This is a genomic window from Embleya sp. NBC_00888 (assembly GCF_045207655.1).
GTDB lineage: Bacteria > Actinomycetota > Actinomycetes > Streptomycetales > Streptomycetaceae > Embleya.
Genome location: NZ_CP108784.1, coordinates 6,558,922 through 6,575,777 on the forward strand (window position 1 = coordinate 6,558,922; position 16,856 = coordinate 6,575,777).

12 protein-coding genes and 1 tRNA gene are annotated in these 16,856 nt (G+C 70.6%); 8 read left to right on the forward strand and 5 right to left on the reverse strand.

Features of this window, described 5'->3' with window-relative positions:
- Positions 1 to 71 precede the first annotated feature (71 nt).
- The 5 genes from OG948_RS28005 to OG948_RS28025 are packed head-to-tail and all read left to right on the forward strand — an operon-like array spanning position 72 to position 7,186.
- Entirely contained in the window at positions 72 to 1,016 is a 945-nt protein-coding gene (locus OG948_RS28005) for an AAA family ATPase (protein WP_406299092.1), read from the forward strand.
- A complete protein-coding gene (locus OG948_RS28010; protein WP_406299093.1) occupies positions 1,013 to 2,011 on the forward strand; it encodes a hypothetical protein in 999 nt (332 codons plus the stop codon). The genes OG948_RS28005 and OG948_RS28010 overlap by 4 nt, the downstream gene beginning before the upstream one ends.
- On the forward strand, positions 2,008 to 4,950 hold the full coding sequence (locus OG948_RS28015) for a hypothetical protein (RefSeq protein ID WP_406299094.1): 2,943 nt from the start codon (positions 2,008 to 2,010) through the stop codon (positions 4,948 to 4,950). Before OG948_RS28010 ends, OG948_RS28015 begins: the two co-directional genes overlap by 4 nt.
- Positions 4,947 to 6,284: a toll/interleukin-1 receptor domain-containing protein gene (locus tag OG948_RS28020; RefSeq protein WP_406299095.1), complete on the forward strand. Its 1,338-nt coding sequence runs from the start codon at positions 4,947 to 4,949 to the stop codon at positions 6,282 to 6,284. The genes OG948_RS28015 and OG948_RS28020 overlap by 4 nt, the downstream gene beginning before the upstream one ends.
- Positions 6,281 to 7,186 (forward strand): DUF4231 domain-containing protein, encoded by a 906-nt coding sequence (locus tag OG948_RS28025; RefSeq protein WP_406299096.1) that lies wholly within the window; start codon positions 6,281 to 6,283, stop codon positions 7,184 to 7,186. The genes OG948_RS28020 and OG948_RS28025 overlap by 4 nt, the downstream gene beginning before the upstream one ends.
- 76 nt (positions 7,187 to 7,262) lie before the next feature.
- On the opposite strand, the gene OG948_RS28030 is transcribed toward OG948_RS28025, so the two are convergent.
- The 5 genes from OG948_RS28030 to OG948_RS28050 form a co-directional block, all read right to left on the reverse strand.
- Positions 7,263 to 8,396, reverse strand: a complete 1,134-nt coding sequence (locus OG948_RS28030) for a terpene cyclase (protein WP_406299097.1) — start codon at positions 8,394 to 8,396, stop codon at positions 7,263 to 7,265.
- Between the two features lie 185 nt (positions 8,397 to 8,581).
- Complete coding sequence (locus OG948_RS28035; protein ID WP_406300358.1) at positions 8,582 to 9,817, reverse strand: FAD-dependent oxidoreductase; 1,236 nt, start codon at positions 9,815 to 9,817, stop codon at positions 8,582 to 8,584.
- A 203-nt stretch (positions 9,818 to 10,020) separates the two neighbouring features.
- Positions 10,021 to 10,365 carry a hypothetical protein gene (locus tag OG948_RS28040; protein ID WP_406299098.1) on the reverse strand — a complete coding sequence of 115 codons (345 nt, stop codon included), beginning with the start codon at positions 10,363 to 10,365 and terminating at the stop codon, positions 10,021 to 10,023.
- 415 nt (positions 10,366 to 10,780) lie between these two features.
- The gene (locus OG948_RS28045; protein WP_406299099.1) at positions 10,781 to 11,437 is read right to left on the reverse strand and encodes a hypothetical protein; all 657 of its coding nucleotides are present in this window, start codon (positions 11,435 to 11,437) and stop codon (positions 10,781 to 10,783) included.
- Entirely contained in the window at positions 11,434 to 11,607 is a 174-nt protein-coding gene (locus tag OG948_RS28050; RefSeq protein ID WP_406299100.1) for a hypothetical protein, read from the reverse strand. Before OG948_RS28050 ends, OG948_RS28045 begins: the two co-directional genes overlap by 4 nt.
- A 190-nt stretch (positions 11,608 to 11,797) precedes the next feature.
- On the opposite strand from OG948_RS28050, the gene OG948_RS28055 reads away from it, so the two are divergent.
- The 3 genes from OG948_RS28055 (at position 11,798) to OG948_RS28065 (ending at position 16,693) form a co-directional block, all read left to right on the forward strand.
- A tRNA-Leu gene (locus OG948_RS28055) sits at positions 11,798 to 11,881 on the forward strand.
- 870 nt (positions 11,882 to 12,751) lie between these two features.
- Complete coding sequence (locus tag OG948_RS28060) at positions 12,752 to 14,698, forward strand: DNA/RNA helicase domain-containing protein (protein ID WP_406299101.1); 1,947 nt, start codon at positions 12,752 to 12,754, stop codon at positions 14,696 to 14,698.
- A gap of 114 nt (positions 14,699 to 14,812) precedes the next feature.
- On the forward strand, positions 14,813 to 16,693 hold the full coding sequence (locus tag OG948_RS28065; RefSeq protein WP_406299102.1) for a DNA/RNA helicase domain-containing protein: 1,881 nt from the start codon (positions 14,813 to 14,815) through the stop codon (positions 16,691 to 16,693).
- Positions 16,694 to 16,856: the final 163 nt, after the last annotated feature.

Consider the following 16,856-nt stretch of genomic DNA (forward strand, 5'->3'; position numbering starts at 1 on the left):
CCGAGATCGGATCGCACCCGCTTGTGCCGGAATCCGTACCGAGGCACCCGGTCGGGCGGCACACTGGGGACGTGTCCAAAGCCATGGCGTTCGACCCGTTCCGGCAGCCTCCTCCCGCGTCCGCACCGGAGTTCGGAGCCGGCGGACCGACGTCGGACGACGGCGTATACGTGTTCGACGACGAGCGCATCGTGCTGGCGGTCAACGTCGCGCTGGCGACTCGGCGGCCGTTGCTCGTCTTCGGGCCTCCGGGGTCGGGCAAGTCCACGCTCGCGCCGAACGTCGCGCGTCACCTGGGGCGGGTCTGCCACACCGAGGTGATCACCGCGCGCACCGAACCCGAGGACCTGCTGTGGCGGTTCGACGCGCTCCGTCGGCTCAACGACGCGCAGGTCCGCGAGGTCGCGCCGACGATCGGCGCGTACTGCGCGCAGGGCGTGTTGTGGAAGGCCTTCGATCCGTATCGCACCGTGCCCGGTCGGGCCGGGCAGGCGCCGGAGGACGGGCCGGTGTACGGCCGGCACACCGGTCCCGCTCCGGTGTCCGTGGTGCTGATCGACGAGATCGACAAGGCCGATCCGGACCTGCCGAACAGCCTGCTGGTACCCCTCGACACGCTGCGCTTCACCGGCCCGGACGGCGAGGAGGTGCGCGCGCGCCCGGGCGCCGAGCCGCTGGTGGTGATCACCAGCAACAACGAACGGGAGTTGCCCGCACCCTTCGTGCGCCGCTGCATCCTGCTCTCCCTCGAAGCCCCGGACCGCACACATCTGTTGAAGGTGGCCTGCGGTCATCTCGGGGACGCCTACGACGAATCCATGGCCGAGCAGGTCGCCGACCATCTGCTGAAGATCGCCGGCGAATCCGAGTCGGCTCCGGGCCCGAGCACGGCCGAGTTCCTCGACACGTTGCGCGCGTGCCACGAACTGGGCGTCACCGCGGGCAGCCGTACCTGGGACCTGGTCGTGGAGGTCGCACTGAGCAAGGGCCGAGGGAGCGCGAGGCCACGCGGGTGAGCGCCGGACGGGGGCAGGTCCATCTCGGCGACCTGGTCCGGGCGATCGTCGCGCTGGAGGTCACCGAGGTCGACACGGCGATGGAGATCGCCCGGGCGCTGGGCTTGTCCGCGACGACCGACTCGGTGCGACCGGTGGGCACTTCGGCCCGGACTCCGCCGCCGGCGGCGGACCCCGACGAGCCGCGCGGGACCCGGGACGATTCGCCTGCTGTCGTGAGCGCGCCCGTGCCGCCGCCGCGGGAGGCCGACGGCGGCTGCTCGTTGCTGGTGCTGCGTGAACCGAGGCCGGCTTCCGGTCGGGTTGTGGCGGACGAGTCGGATGGGGTCGACGTACAACGGTTGCTGGATTCCGGTTCGCGCGATGGCGCGCCCGAGCCGGTGTGGTCGGGGCGTTGGGCGTCGGGGGTGATGTTCGCGGCGACGGCGACCGATGTGATCGGCCGCGTACTGGACGAACGTGCTCTGGTTCGCGGGGTGGCCGATCGCGGGTTGGTGCGAACGCTTCCCTTCCGATCGCGGCCGACCACCCGGCTGGGCATACAACTCCTGCTGGACGGCGGCGAGTCCATGCGTCCCTTCCGGTTCGACCAGCGGTGGTTGCGTGAACTCGCGGACGCGGTGGTCGGGCGGGGCCGGGTCGAGGTGCTGCGCTTTCAGGGCACCCCGTGGCGCGGCGTGCGTGCGGTCGGGCGCCGTGGGCCGGTGGCCTACCGGGCGCCGGCGGCGGGTACGCCTGTGGTGCTGGTGTCGGATCTGGGCCTGCGCAGGCTGCCGTTCAGTGCCGCCGCCGCGGCCGGTTCGGCCGAGTGGCGGGATTGGATCGACGGGGTACGCCGTGCCGGATGTCCGGTGGTGTGCCTGACACCGTACGAGGCGCGGGCGCATCCGTGGGCGCTGCGCCGGCGCGTGGCGATGGTGCCGCTCGATCGGCGGACCTCGATTCGCGCGGCGCGGCGGGAGACTCGGCGGGCGGGGGAGGGGGTGCGGCGATGACGGGTCCACGCGGGCCCTTCGACGCGCGCCCGGCACCCGCCCGCGACGCGCGGCCGGACGGCGACGCCCCGCCGGACCTCGACAGCCCGCCGGACGGCGCCGAACCCGACGGATCGGCGGAGCTGCGCTATCTGCGGTGGCTGGCCGAGGCCGATCCGCCGTTGTACACGCTGGCCCGAGCCCTGTGCCTGGCCCCGCACGCCGCCCCGGCGTTCGTCCGGCGGGCGCGGCTGACATTCGTCCCGGCCAGTGCGGCGGGGCTGGAGGCGGACCTCTGGTTCTCGCCGCTGATCGAGTCCGCCGACGCGCGGGCCGTGGTGCTCGATCCGCTGATCGCGGCCGGGTTGCGGCACGAATTGTCTCGGGACCGGCGGCAGTGGAAGGCGGTGCTCTCCCTGACCGAGGACATGCAGCGCGAGGCACCGGAGTTGGTCCGGCGCTACACGCGACTCGCGCTGGCCGACGCCGGTGAGCGATGCGTGGACACGGAGGCCGAACTGGCCGGCTTCGCCGCCGGGATCTCGGCCGGTGCCTCCGACGGCGCGTCGGCCGACGATCTCTCCCGTTGGCTCGTGCACTTCCTGCCCAGGCTGCCCCGGGTGCTCGAGGCCGCCGCACCGGCCCGCACCCTGCTGATCTCGGCGGCGGCCCGGCTGGCGGTCGATCCGCCGGGCTGGGTGGTCGATCGGCACGGAACGGCCCGGGTCGCGGCGGCACGGGCGGCCGCGACCCGGACGCCGGTGCGCGGCCACGCGGAACTCGGGGTGCGGCTGGACGATGCCGGCCTGACCCTCAGCCGCCCGCCGGCACCGGGTTCGCGGGTGCTGGAAGTCCCGGGCGGGGAACGGGTACGGGTCGAGCTGGCGGGACCGGGGGAGGCCACGACACAGGGCCACGTGGTGGAGCTGGGGGCCGACGAGTCGGTGCGGGTGCCGGTCGCGGTGTTCGCCGAACTGGCCGTGAGGTCCACCGATCGGGACCCGCTGACGGGCCGCCGACTCATGAACGCGGAGACGGTCTTCGGGGCCACGGGCGCGTTGGCGGACGGCCGGCTCCGAGCGGCGCTGCGTTCGGCGGGTGAGGGGACGGAACTGCTGCTGTGGCAGGGCAAGCTGCGCCGGACCGTACCGCTGCGCGGAACTCCCCGCCTGCTACGAGCCGATGACCGGACCGGGACGATCCTGCTGGCGGCCGACGATCGGTTGCTCGTGGTGCGGACCGAAGTGGCCGAGACGGTGTCCATCGGCGGCCTGGGGGAGATCCGTGACGCGGTCGTCGCCACGCCCGACCGTTTGTCGCCGACGCCGTGCGTGGTCGTGGCGAACGAGCATGGTGTGTGCACGGTCCGGCCGGACGCGCCGACGGATCCGCCGATCTACCTGTCCCGGTCGGCCGAAGTGGGTCTGCGGATCTGGGTCGGTGCCGAGTCGTCGGAGTTGGTGATCGTGCGCGGCAGTGCGGAACCGGAGTTCGTCGACCTCGCGGGAGGCGGTGCGATCCGGTCCGAGGCGCGCGCCGACGTGCTGCCGGTGACCGCGATCACCAGCGCGCACGGCGGCCGTCCGCTGCTCTTCGCGCAGACCGGGCCGCAACTCGTGCTGATGCCGACCCCCGACACGACCCATGTCGTCCGGGGCGGCGGCCTGAGCACGGACATCGTGTCCGTCGCGATCAGCCGCGGCGGGGCCGGGACCGCGGCCGTGGACCGGGCGGGCCGGTTGCTGAGATGGGACGGCGCGACGATGTCGGGTCGGATGCGCGAAGTGCCGCTGCCGTTCCCGGCGGTGAGCATCTCGGCGGCGAGTCTGTGGGAGCTCACCGTGGTCGGCCGGGGCGGCCCGGTCGAACTGCGGGCCGAGGACGGCCGGACCGTGCTGCTCACGCCGACCCGGAACGCGGACCCGGAGACGGGTTGGCTGCGGGACACCCTGGTCGGCACGATGCCCGTGCGTGCCGGAGACCTGGAGTCTCTCGTGCGCTCGGGCATCGGCTGCGTATGCCTGCCCGTGCCGATGCGGGAGTCGACACCCGGGCGTACCGGCTCGGTGGCGGCCGGGGGGATCGTGCGCGCGGCCGGGGCGGCCGGGATCAAGCTGCTGGTCGACGTGAGGGTCGCGCACGGTTCGGAAGCGGTCCGGAGCGACCGCGGATCTCGATTGTTGCGTCATTGCGCCGAGTTGCTGGCGGCGGGTGCCGCAGGCGTACGAGTGTTGCCCTCGCGTCCGGCTGCGAGCGGCGACTCCACGACCGGCCGGTGCGACCCGACGGTGGAATTCCTACGGACGCTGCGGCGGTTGGTGGACGAGCATCCGGGGCGGGTGCTCGTACTCGATCGCGGTGCGGTCGGCGAGTCGGCATCGCGTGCCGGTGACGAGTGTTGCCATCTCGTGCTCGCCCAGGGCACTCGATCGGTGCCGCAGGCGCTGGCGCTCATGGAGACCGGGCAACCGTTCGCGGACGCCGTGCCGGACTGGGCCCTGTCGCTGTCGACCGGCATCGGGAGGGACCCGGCGGGTGCGGGTGCGATGGCCTCGGTCGCGCTCGCGTTACCGGGACTTCGGGCTGTGGGCGGGCTGCCCGTCGGTCCCCTGGGCGACGCCGTCGCCGCGTTGCTGCGCGTGCGCGGACGGGAGCGGGCACTTGCCCGGGGCACCGCGACCCGATTGGGGTCCGGCGACTCGGCCATGGTCGTGCTGTCCCGGCGATACCAGGACGACATCGTGGTCTGCGTGGCGAATCTCGGTACACAGCGAGGCACCGTGGCGCTGACCACACCCAGTCTGCCGCCCGGCAGGCTCGTGGACCTGCTGGATCCCTCGGGGCCGCAACCGGCGCGCACGCTCGGCGACAGGTCGCCGGCGATGGTCACCCTCGCCGCCCACGAATACCGCTGGTTCCGGCTGCTGACGTCCAACGAGCTCTACGCGAGCCGCTCGTGACGGCCCATCATGCCTTGGACCGGCCCGGTGCCGCCCCGACACCTCGTCCGCGGATCTTCGTCAGCCACAGCACGCGGGCGAAGCCGGGACAGGTCTGCTGCCGTTGTCTGGACGCGCGCGACGCGCTGGTCGAGCGGCTGAGCGCCGAGGGCTTCGAGGCCGTGTACGACAAGGACTTCCTGCGCAGCGGCGACGGGTGGCAGCAGGAGATCGCGCTGGAACTGCACGGCAGTCAGGCCACCGTACTGCTGCTGTCCCGGCACGCGCTGGAGTCGGCGAACGTCGGCTACGAGGCCAGCATCGCGGACGGCAGGCGGCGGGCCGACGCCCGATATCGCTTCATCGCACTGAAGTTGCCGGATGTGCGCCGCGTCGATCTCGCCGCGAGCGCGCTCAAGGCGATCCATCTCGGTGAGGTGGACATGTGCGACTGGGCCGACGACGAGATCGCCCGCGGTCGGCTGCCCGCCAAGCTGTGTGCGGATCTGGCGCAGATCCGGCTGTGGCACCTGGACCGCTCCTCGCCCACGCGCAACGCGGTGACCGCCGCGCTGGGCGAGGCGTACGAAGGACCGCTGCGGGCCGCCGCGGAGGTGCTGGGGGTGCGTGAGCGGCTCGACCGCGAAGTGCTCCGTGAACGGCTCAGCGAGGCGTTGTTGACCGAGCGCGCTCCGGCGCCCCGGCGCGAACCCGACCCGCTGGTGCGGGCGCTGGGCGAGGTGCTGCCGGTGCTGCGGTCGGAGCCGGCGGGCACGGTGGCCGACCTCAGTGTGGTGTACGCGCGGGTGCCCACGCTGGCCGCCGCGCAACTGGGCGAGTTGCGCGGGCGCGAGGACGGGCAGGTCGCCGTGCTCACCGCGACGCGCGACGGGACCCTGCGGGCGTACCTGCTCCGGGCCAGCGGTCACCCGCGTCCGTGGCCGCATGTGGAGGTCACGGTGCCGGCCGGCGCCCGGATGGCGGCGGGTCTGATCGCCGCGATCCGGGACGCGGTGGCCGGGCACCTGGACTACGACGGCTATGACGACCCGGAGTTGGAGGGCGAGATCGGGTTCCGTGAGGTGATCGAGGCGCACGCGCTGGAGACCGGACCGATCGTGGTGGTCATCCGGCACCTGCCGGACGCGGCGTTGGTGCGTGAGTTGCGGGTGGCGTTCCCGTGCCTGCTGTTGTTGTTCCTCACCGACCGGGTCGGCGCGTGCGGACCGGTCGAGGCGATCGAACTGGCGCCGTTGACGCCCTCCGGTGAAGGCGAGTTGAGACGTACGTACGGCCGGGCGATGCATCTGGCCGGCCATCCGGAACGACCCGATCCGCCCAGGAGGCCCGCGTGACCGTCGGTACGGACCCGGTGCTCGAACAGACGTGGCACGCGCAGCGTCGCTGGTCGCTCGCCGCGTCGACGGCCAAGGCGTCGGTGCAGCGATGGCGGCTGGTCCGGCTGGTGTTGGGGGTTGCCGGCGCGATATCGGTCACGGCGGGCACGCAGGTGTCCGGCGACCCGGGCAAGGTGCTGTCGCTGATCGGCGCGCTGTGTGTGGGACTGGTTCCGCTGGTGACGTCGCTGCGGCTGCCACCGGCCCGGATCGAGGCCTGGACGCGGCTGCGTTCGGTCAGCGAGGGGCTCAAGAGCGAGGTCTACCTCTACCTGACGGTGAGTGATCCGTACGCGGGCGCGGGGGCCGAGCGTCGGGCGCGATTGTCCGCACGGCGCGCTTGTTTCGAGGACGAGGCGAGCGAACTGCTGGGCCTGCTGCCGTCGTTGGACCCGGCGGAACAGCCGGCGCCGCCGGCCGTGCACGATGTGGACGGCTATGTGCGCGAGCGCATCGACGTTCAGGCGGACGGCTACTACCGGACGCAGGTGTCGCGGATGCGGCGGGGGCTGGCCCGGATCCAGTTCGCCGAGTTCGTGTTGGCGCTCACCGGCATGGCGCTCGCGGCGGTGGCGGGCACGGTGGGCGGCGGCCGGCTCGGGGCGTGGGTCCCGGTGGTGACGACGGTCTCGGCGTCGGTGATGGTGTACGGATACGGCGTTCGGTACCAGGAGAACCTGATCTCGTTCGCGCGGACCGCCGAGCAGTTGCGCCGGTTGCGCGACGATCGGGTGGCGCGGATGCCGCTGGATCCGGCCGAGGAGGCGCGGTTCGTGGAGCGGTGCGAGAACGTCATCTCGATCGAGACGCAGGGGTGGATGGCGCGTGCGGCGCACGCGGATCCGGGGCCGCCGCAGTAGGCGCCGCGGAGGCGGGGGTTGGTCGGGGGCGTCGCGAAGTGGCCGTCCGTGTCCGGTACTTCCGGACGCTGCGGCGTCAGGCCGTCCGCGTGCGCAGGTGGGTGCCGGCCGGGTTGTGCGGGTCGTCGGCGTAGCCGTGCGCGGGTTCGTCCGGGACAACGTCGGGCACGGTGTAGGGGGCGGAGCGCAGGCCCCAGTCGTAGTAGCCGCGGATCCAGTTGCGCATCCCCTCGACGCTCATCTCGACGGCGATGCGTTCGGTCGCGCCCAGACCGAGTTCGCCGCAGATCTGCGGCATGTACGCCTGGAGCGTCATGAACGTGTCGAGTTGCTCGTACGTCATCCTGGTCGCCTCGCGCAGCGCGACGTCGTGCGAGCAGTCCAGCCGGTCGCGCAGGACCATGACCAGGTTGTGCGACGCGACCCGGCGGCCGCGGCGGCCCGGTGACTGGATGTCGTTGATGTAGGCGATCGTGTCGGTCGCGGCCTCGCGCAGCCTGCGCATGAGCGGGTGCGCCTGGATCTGGGCGGGCACCTCGAACCTGCGGCTGCGTTCTATCGCGTCGAGCGAGTGCGGTATGCCGGCGGTGTTGCGGCGCATCACGCGATAGCTGTCCAGATCGGGTACCGCCCGGGAGGCGCTCATCCGCAGCTCGGACGCGTGCGAGGCGAGGAATCGGGCCCAGCTCGCCGCGAACCGGTTCTGCCAGGTCACCGAGGTGCCGTCGGACATCGAGGCCCAGACCTCGGACCAGGCCAGGGTGATCGGGGAGACCAGGTCGGGCGGGGTGCCGGGTTCGCGGAACGGGATGGTGATCAGTTCGCGGGCGATCTCGGCGACGCGGTCCGGGCGTTCGGGGGTCCGCGGGCGGGCGGCGGGGCCGCCGCCGGGGGTGGCGTCGGTGCCGGACCGGGCCTTGGTGCGGGCGTCGGCGTCCGGGTCGGCATCGCAGTCGTCGTCGAACAGGAAGGCCAGCGCGAACCAGTTCATCAACATGAACTGGTCGTCGGGCGACGCGTGCGGGTAGGTACGGCCGACGGCTTCCGGCAGGTCCCACGAGGTGTATTCGCGCAGACCCGCGTCGGTGCGGATCAGGCCGCGGTCGCGGACCCAGTCGAGGTGGCGGCTCCGGGCCTGGTCCAGGTACGGACTGATCGGGGCCTCGAACGGAATCGAGAACAGCACATCCTGCGGCACCTGGTCTCCCACCCGTTGCGTGATCATTGTTATGCCGCATCGGCGTCGCCGGCGCAAGATCCTTTGCGTGTGCGGAGAGTGACGTCGACGGGCGCTTCGACACGTGCGGTGATGCTGGTGCGGGCACGTGCGGTGATGCGTGTGCGGGCCGTGTCGTGGTGCTGCGTGCACGAGGCTCTCGCGGACGGGCTCGGGGGTCAGGCCGCGATGTGAGCGGTGCTCTCGGTGGAGAGCAGTGCTTTCAGGTCGTGCACGGCGGCGCGGCCGGCCCGGTTGGCACCGATCGTGCTTGCCGAAGGACCGTACCCCACAAGGTGGATGCGCGGGTCGCGCGCGGCGTGCGTACCGTCCATCCTGATGCCGCCGCCGGGCTCGCGCAGGTCCAGCGGCGCCAAGTGCCGCAGTGCCGCGCGGAATCCGGTCGCCCACACGATGGCGTCGGCGCGTACCGAGGAGCCGTCGGCCCATTCCACTCCGAGAGCGGTGATCCGATCGAAGATCGGCAGTCGCGTCAGCACTCCGTGCTCTCGCGCGGCGCGCACCGCGGCCGTCGGCGGCAGCCCCGTCACCGCCACCACACTCTCCGGCGGCAGCCCCGCACGAACACGCTCCTCCACCCGGGCGACCACGGACCGACCGACCTCGGCACTGAACTCCCCGTCGCGGAACACCGGCGGCCGACGGGTCACCCACGTGGTGGTGCCGACCTCGGCGATCTCGGCGAGCGCGTGGATGGCGGACGTACCGCCACCGACCACGACGACATGTTGTCCGGCGAACTCGGCCGGCCCACGATAGTCCGCCATGTGCAACTGCCGGCCGCGGAACTCGCCGGCGCCCGGGTAGTAGGGGATGAACGGGTGGCGCCACGTCCCGGTCGCGTTGATCAGGGCGCGGGCGGTCCAGGTGCCCCGGTCGGTTTCGATGGTCAACAGGTCGGCGGGGGCGGGGGGTTGCGTCGTGGTGGTCGCGTTCGAGTGGGCGGCATGCGGGCCGGTGGTGTGCGGGCCGGTGTCGAGGGGATGCGCGCCGGGGGCGGGCGTCGGGCGGGACGCCGCGCCGGGGCCGGGCTGCGCGCCCGGGGCAGGCGTCGAGCGCACGGCCGTGACGGCTACGGGGCGCACGATGTGCAGGTCGAAGGTGCGCTCGTAGGTCGCGAAGTATTCGGGCAGCGCCTCGAAGGCGGGCCGGGTCGGCTCGATCTGCGGTACCGGCAGGCCGGGAAGCTCGTGGATCCCGTGTACGGCTTCCATCCGCAGCGTGGGCCACCGGTGCCGCCAGGCTCCGCCCGGACCCTCGTCGGCGTCGAGTACGACGAACGACAGGCCGGAGCGGCGCAGATGGTAGGCGGCGGACAGCCCGGCCTGCCCGGCGCCGACGACCACGACGTCGAGGACACCATCGTCGGGCCGATGGGAGGCCCCGGGCTCGATGCCGGATGTGGTCCCGTGCCGGCGGGCGTCTCCGGACTCGATGCCGGCGGTGGCCCGTGGCTCGCGTCCGGCATCGGGGCGGGTGTGGGGCGGACCGGCGCTTGTGGCCGTGGTCGACGTCCCGGTCACGGTCGCTGCTGTCGTCACGCTCACCATCTCGCTCACACGAGCGAGAACAGGTGGATGCGGGAGATCCTTCCCGATCACCCCGTGGCGTCCACCACCGTCGCGATGCCGACCAGTTGGCCGGCCACGGTGACCAGGCCGAGCCATCGCCGTACGCCGCGCAGCCCCACTCTCGGCAACGCCGTCGAGACCGCGACCAGGAAGAGCGCGAGCAGGCTCGTCCCGAAGGCGAGCAGCGAGCCGTCGGCCGGGCCGACCGCCGGTTCGCGGCAACCCCATCGCTCCAGACAGTCGCTGGTGGCGTTCCAGTAGCCGGCGAGTACGACGGTGCAGTCCACCATGACCAGCACGACCGTGCCGAGGAACAACCCCCAGCCCACCAGCAGCGCACGCGGACCGGGCGCGTCCTCGCGGGCGCTCATGAGCGGGAGCTCATCCCGGGGCCGCCGGGCTCGCCGGGGCCGCCGGGCTCGCCGGGCTCGCCGGACTGGCTGGGCGCCGGGCTCGCCGGACTCATGGAACCCACGGGATGCACATAGCGCACATAACCTATATAGGGCACATAACGCACACGGCGCACATGATGCACGCGATGCGCGCGACACGCACAGTGCGCACGACGCACACAGTGCGCACGACACGCACAGCGCACAGGAGCCCCAAGACGTGCAGATCGGCTGACACTGCCGGGCCCGGGCCCGGGCCCGTCCCGGCCGATCCCGGCGGCCCGTCCCGAAACGTCGGCAGACGGGTCACGCACAACTCGCACGCGGTGCGCAGCGCCCGCCCGCCTCAGCGGACCAATCGGCCCCATCGGAGTCATTCGCGGCGGTTCCTTCACGGATCCGATCCGAGCAGCCGACCGAGTTGCTCCTGACAGCGATCGAGCCGGGCCTGGAGCAGGGTGACCTCGGCGACCAGTTGCGGCACGATCTCGTACTCGCCGCGCACGTACGGACTGGCGTCGGCGGCCACCGGCACCCCGGCGAGGCGGGCGTACGACCCGAACGACAACCCCACTCGCCCGGACGCACACCCGGTACAACTGCCCACCAAGCCGCGCCGGCCCACCACCCCCGTACCCGCGTCGACCAGCAGCTCGGCCGGATTGCCGCACCCGCAGGCCCCGACCCACACCGAGGTGACCCGCTGCCGGCTGTACCGGAAGCCGCGCTCGAAGCGGATATAGCCGCCCAGCACGTCCACCCGCAGCAGCGCGGCGTGCCGATACTCCGTGACGCACATCAGTTCGCGCGCGTCCGATTCGGCATTCAGGCAATAGAACCCACAGTCGCAGCGCGCCGCCGGCGGCCGATGCCGTCTCCCGTACGCGCAGCGCGCCTCGGCCTCGACCCCGTACGGCTGGCCGCGCCCGATCGACACGCCCGCGAAGCTCGCCCGATCACCGTCCACCGACAACAACAGCGCCGCGACCTTGTACCCCACGGGCGCGACGCCCGGTCGCTCCGCGGGCAGCCGCCGCCGGCCGATCATCGCCCGGCGACCACCGGCGGCACCTCCACCGCAGGCACCGCCGGGGCCCGCCCATCCGACCCCCGCACCTCCTTCGGCTCGGATGCCACCACGTTTCGCTCCCGCTCCTCCTCCACCCGCGTCACCCGCTCCACGACCACACCCGTCGCCACCGGCCTGCCGAGCTGCATGGGATTCCCCTCCCGATCGACTCCTCCCAGAAATGTTCACCCGCCGCACCCCCACCCACACCCACCACCTGATCCCCACAAAACGCCCACCGGAGCCGGCCAAACCAACCAACAGGTAACCGTGTCGCAAAGCCCTCCCGAACCTTGCTATCCTTGCCATGCACGCAGGGCACCACCCCTGCGCCCACTCGTCCGGGTGGCGGAATTGGCAGACGCGCTAGCTTGAGGTGCTAGTGCCCGAAAGGGCTTGGGGGTTCAAGTCCCCCCTCGGACACAACACAATCAGTACGTGTACTTCCGCAGTCGGTGATGGTCGAGTTTCGACCATCACCGTTTGTGTTTTGTCATCGAAGAACAGGTGCAGGCCGAGTGCCTAGTAGACCTCCCGCGTGCCGTCCCGGGGGCTTCCGGAGGATCTGCAGCCTCCCGCCCAGCGCCTCGATCAAGGTGCGGATCTCCTCCCGGAGGTTCGTCTCCGAACACGGCCACTCGTAGAAGGCTGCGCGGATCATGTCCGAGCGCATGCTCGCCGAGCGGCACCTGTGGCTCAGGGCCCGCACCACCGCGCGGACACGACCGTCTCACCGGCACCCGACCTGATCGGGCGGGATTTCGGTGCGCCGGCGCCGGACGAGCGGTGGCTCGGACATCACGTACCTGTCGGTCGGCGGCGAGTGGGTCTACCTCGCCATGGTCATCGACATGCACTCGCAGCGTGTCGCGGGCTGGTTCCTCGCGGTGCACTTGCGGTCCGGCCTGGTCACCGACGCGCTCGCGGCGTCGTTCCTCGCAATCGTCGAACGCGAACTCCTCCAGGGAATGGTCTGGTTGCCACGGAAGCAGTTACGACTCGTGGTGTTCGCCTGGCTGCGTATAACGCGAGCACGGGTCCCCGTGCAGTATTTGGGAGGACTCGGTGCTCGCGTAGGGGGCTTGGCGTGGTGTCCGAACCGCACGAGCGGCCGTGAAACTGCGGCCCTTCATGACAGCCGCTGTGGGACCTGGTCCACTAGCATCTTCAAGATCAGGCGGCCCGCCGGACTTCCTTGCCTCACCGGACAAGTCCCCACCCGCAGGGAGGTACTTGTGCGGTGGGGGACTTGTGCACCTGGATCGAATCTCTGCTCGTGACCTGGCACAGCGTGTGCTGGACCCGGACTACTTCACCCGCCTTGCGGACCTGGACCAGTCGCGGCACCCCAAGAACAAGCGCCTCGGCCCCTCTCAGATCGGCGCCTGGGAAGAAGGACTGCCGGTCATCGCGGACGATCTGCTGGCCGCCGGCCTCGGCAACGTCGAGGTCTTTGTCGAGTACTCCCTGCCGGCCACGGGGATCCAGCCGGACGTGGTGCTGGCGGGGCGGCACCCGGTGACTGGGGAGCCGTCGTATGTGGTCATCGAACTCAAGCGCTGGAAGCATGCCTCCGTCGATCCGGAGAACCCGACCCGATGCGATTGCGCGGCGGAATTCAGCGCCGGCTCCCAAAGGAATCCGGTCTACCAGGTTCGCGGCTACTGCAGCCAACTGCTGCGGCTGCACGGCTCGGTCATCGGTCACCCCGAACGGGTCTTGGGCTGCGCCTATTTGCACAACGCGCGCATGGGCGATGTCGGCAGTCTTGTGCTCCTTCAGACGAGCCAGCACGGTCTCCTCTTCACCGGCGACTCTCGCGAGAGCTTTCGCGAAATCCTGGAAAAGCGCTTGGCCTCCCAGCGGAACCCGACCGCGGGCAATCTTTGGGACAAGGAGCGTTTCGGCGGTCGTGTCAGCCTCAGGGAGACGATTCGTCACGAGCTCGCCGGTACACCGCAGTTCCAGCTGACCGGAAACCAGGGGGAGGCCTATCACGCAGTGCTGCATGCAGTCGAAGCCCGGCGGGCGACCGGCCGCAAACAAGTTGTCGTGATCACCGGAGCGGCCGGAACCGGGAAGTCCGCCATTGCCAATCGACTGCATCAAGACCTTCGCGCCCGTGGGCACAACACCGAGCTGGCGATCACCACGTCCGCCTACCGGGCTGTGGTCAGGGCGGAAGCGCCTCGGGGGACGAAGTACCTCTTGCAGTCCCCAGGTGCGTACCGGCGCGCGGAGCGGGATTCGGTCGCGGTGTTGATCTGTGACGAGGCACATCGGATCCAGCCGACCAGCGTGGGCATGTTCGCCCCTGCGAAGGAGCGGGCGGCCGCCAGGCCGCAGATCGAGGAGTTGATCGACGCGGGGCAGGTGTCGGTCTTCTTGCTGGACCAGTGTCAGGCTGTCCGCCCCGGGGACGTGGGCAGCATCGAGTTGATCTCCGATACCGCTCATGCGTTGGGCGCCGACGTCGCCCCGGTTGTGGACCTGGACGAGGCCTTTCGCTGCGGTGGCAGTCGAGCCTTCATGAACTGGGTGCACAGGCTGTTCGATCTCGTTCCCGGCAGAGCGGCGACGGTGTGGCAGCCGGATGGCCTCATGGAGGTTCGGACCGCTCGCAATATGTATGAAATGCACGAGTTTCTCCTGGGCAAGGACACGACTGGCAACTCTGCGCGGATCGCCGCCGGCTATGCCTGGTCGTGGAGCGACCCGCTTCCGGATGGAAGGCTCGTATGCGACATCGAGCTGGAGGACGGCTGGGTGTCGCCGTGGAACTCCCGATCCGGGAAGAGCGTCGAGGGCATCCCGAGCCGCGAACGTTGGGCGGTCGACCCAGGTGGCTTCCAGCAGATCGGCTGTATCTATACCGCGCAGGGGCTGGAGTACGACTGGGCCGGAGTGCTGTTCGGCAAGGACTTGGTACGCCGACAGGGTCGCTGGGTGGCTCAACCGCGCGAATCGCACGACCGGCGCGCCAAGCTGATGGCAGGCGTCGATGGCAGGCACTCGTTCGAGCTCTGCCTTCGCAACACCTACAAGGTGCTGATGACCCGCGGCATGTGCGGCGTGGTGGTGCACTCGGTCGACGCCGAGACGCAGCGCTACCTCGAAGCAATGGTGAACTCCAACCTCACGCGGGAGTACGCGAATGCGAGGCAGCAGTACCTGAAGCGCGCCAAGACGCAAAGCGGCGCGACCAGTGTTACCAAGTCGGAGGTTTCGGAGAGCAGTTGAAACAGTAGAGTTGGCGCGACCATTGCGGCCCGCCGGGCTTCCGTCGAACGGACACGCCCCCACCCGCGCGATGCACTTCGTGTTGCCTGGGGGCCGACCGCGATGTTGTTGCGCATGTCCGCGCAGAGACTGGCCGAGGAGTGCGTGGCGGGCACCTTGGCGGTGCGCCTAGGCGAGCGCTACCGGTTCATGTTCGGCTCTTCAGCGGGCGACGGCGAGCGTGCTTCGTGGGAAGCCAGCCTCAAAGCATTGGCGAACGACCTCATTGATGCGGGCTTGGGGCGCGTCGAGGTGATGCTCGAGTATCAGCTGCCGCTGACCAGCAAGCGTGCGGACGTGGTTCTCGCGGGAACGGATCCGCGCGACGGCCGGCCCTCGTATGTCATCGTCGAGCTCAAGCAGTGGACTTCGGCCACGATGGTCGAGGGCAGCGACGACCTGTGCCTGGTGCCCTGGTACGGGAACCGCCCACAGTTGCACCCGGTTCAGCAGGTCGCGGCGTACCGGGACTACCTCGTCGACTTCGTGCAGGCCCTTGCCGATCGACCCGAGCGTGTCATCGGGGCGGCCTACCTCCACAACGCGTCCCGTGCTGCGGTCGCAACGCTCGCGGCTGCCGTGGCGGACAGCACCGACAACATGATGTTCACTGCCGACGAGCGCGGTGAGTTCGTGGACTTCCTTCGTGGTCGACTCGCCGATTCCGACGGGAGCAACGCAGCCGACCTGCTCCGTGCGAGCAAGATCGCGCCCAGTCGCCAGCTGATGGCGGTTGCGGCCGACGAGGTCAGGAATCGCGAGCAGTTCGTGCTCCTCGACGAGCAGCGCGTTGCCTACTCGTTGGTGATGCGTACGGTGCGCGCGGCTCGCGAAGCGGACCACAAGGAAGCGATCGTCGTGACTGGTGGTCCCGGCTCCGGCAAGAGCGTCATCGCCCTCTCACTGCTGGGCGAGCTGGCCCGTCGCGGCCATACGGCGGTGCACGCCACCGGCTCGAAGTCGTTCACCGTCACACTGCGTCGGACGGTGGGGCGTGGTGCCACCCGAGTGCAGAAGCTCTTCCAGTACTTCAACGGATTCGCAAGCGCCGACCGCAACGGCCTTGACGTCTTGATTTGCGATGAGGCGCACCGGATCCGGGAGACCAGCAACAGCCGCTTCACCTCGGCCGCGAATCGCAGTACGAAGCGTCAGGTCGAGGAGCTGCTCGATGCCGCGCGGGTCCCCGTCTTCCTGCTGGACGAGCATCAGGTGGTGCGCCCGGGAGAGATGGGCACAGTTGCCGAGATCGATGCCGCGGCGCGGGTCAAGGGGATCGTGGTACGTCATGTCGACCTCGACGCCCAGTTCCGCTGCGGCGGTAGCCGGGAGTACGAGGAATGGGTCCTGCGCCTGTTGGGCCTGACAACGGGCGGACCGATCCCGTGGCGCGGCGACGACCGCTTCGAGGTGCAACTCGCCGAGAGCCCCGCAGACCTTGAAGCCCGTCTCCGTGGCCGTCTCGAGGCGGGATACGGAGCACGCATGACCGCAGGCTTCTGCTGGCCGTGGAGCGACCCCCGCCCGGACCGGACGCTCGTCGACGACGTGGTCATCGGCGATTGGCGCCGGCCCTGGAACGTGAAGGGCGACCGCGCTGTCGGCGATGCCCCACCGTCGCAACTGTGGGCCACCGACCCCGCCGGCTTCGGCCAGGTCGGCTGCATCTACACGGCCCAGGGCTTCGAGTACGACTGGAACGGTGTGATCATCGGCGCCGACCTCGTCTGGCGCGACGGCCGCTGGACCGCCGACCGGGCCGCCAGCCGCGACAGCGTAGTTGTACGCGCTCAGCCCCAGGAATTCGAAACCCTCGTCCGCAATACCTACAAGGTCCTGCTGACCCGAGGAATGGTCGGCACGATTTTGTACTCTCCTGACGAGGAAACACGAGTCATGTTGCGTGACTTGGTGATGCCGAGGCGGTCCGAGACCGTTTCCGCGTCGCTGCGCTGACAGGGCGTCGTGCCCCTGAAGGCGGGAGATGCCGATGAGGTGCACAGCCTGGGATTTCCGCTGACGGGAGTGATCGGCATGGCTACGGCTTCCTGTTGGCAAGGCCACGACTGAGAGAGACCTGAAGGCGCTTGCCAATCCGGGTCTGCGGGCGGTCCACAAG

Excerpts from the sequence above, each read along its gene's own strand:
- OG948_RS28015 (WP_406299094.1), top strand. The coding sequence starts at position 2,008 with ATGACGGGTCCACGCGGGCCCTTCGACGCGCGCCCGGCACCCGCCCGC.
- OG948_RS28040 (WP_406299098.1), bottom strand. The coding sequence starts at position 10,365 with ATGAGCGCCCGCGAGGACGCGCCCGGTCCGCGTGCGCTGCTGGTGGGC.
- OG948_RS28045 (WP_406299099.1), bottom strand. The coding sequence starts at position 11,437 with ATGATCGGCCGGCGGCGGCTGCCCGCGGAGCGACCGGGCGTCGCGCCC.
- OG948_RS28050 (WP_406299100.1), bottom strand. The coding sequence starts at position 11,607 with ATGCAGCTCGGCAGGCCGGTGGCGACGGGTGTGGTCGTGGAGCGGGTG.
- OG948_RS28065 (WP_406299102.1), top strand. The coding sequence starts at position 14,813 with ATGTCCGCGCAGAGACTGGCCGAGGAGTGCGTGGCGGGCACCTTGGCG.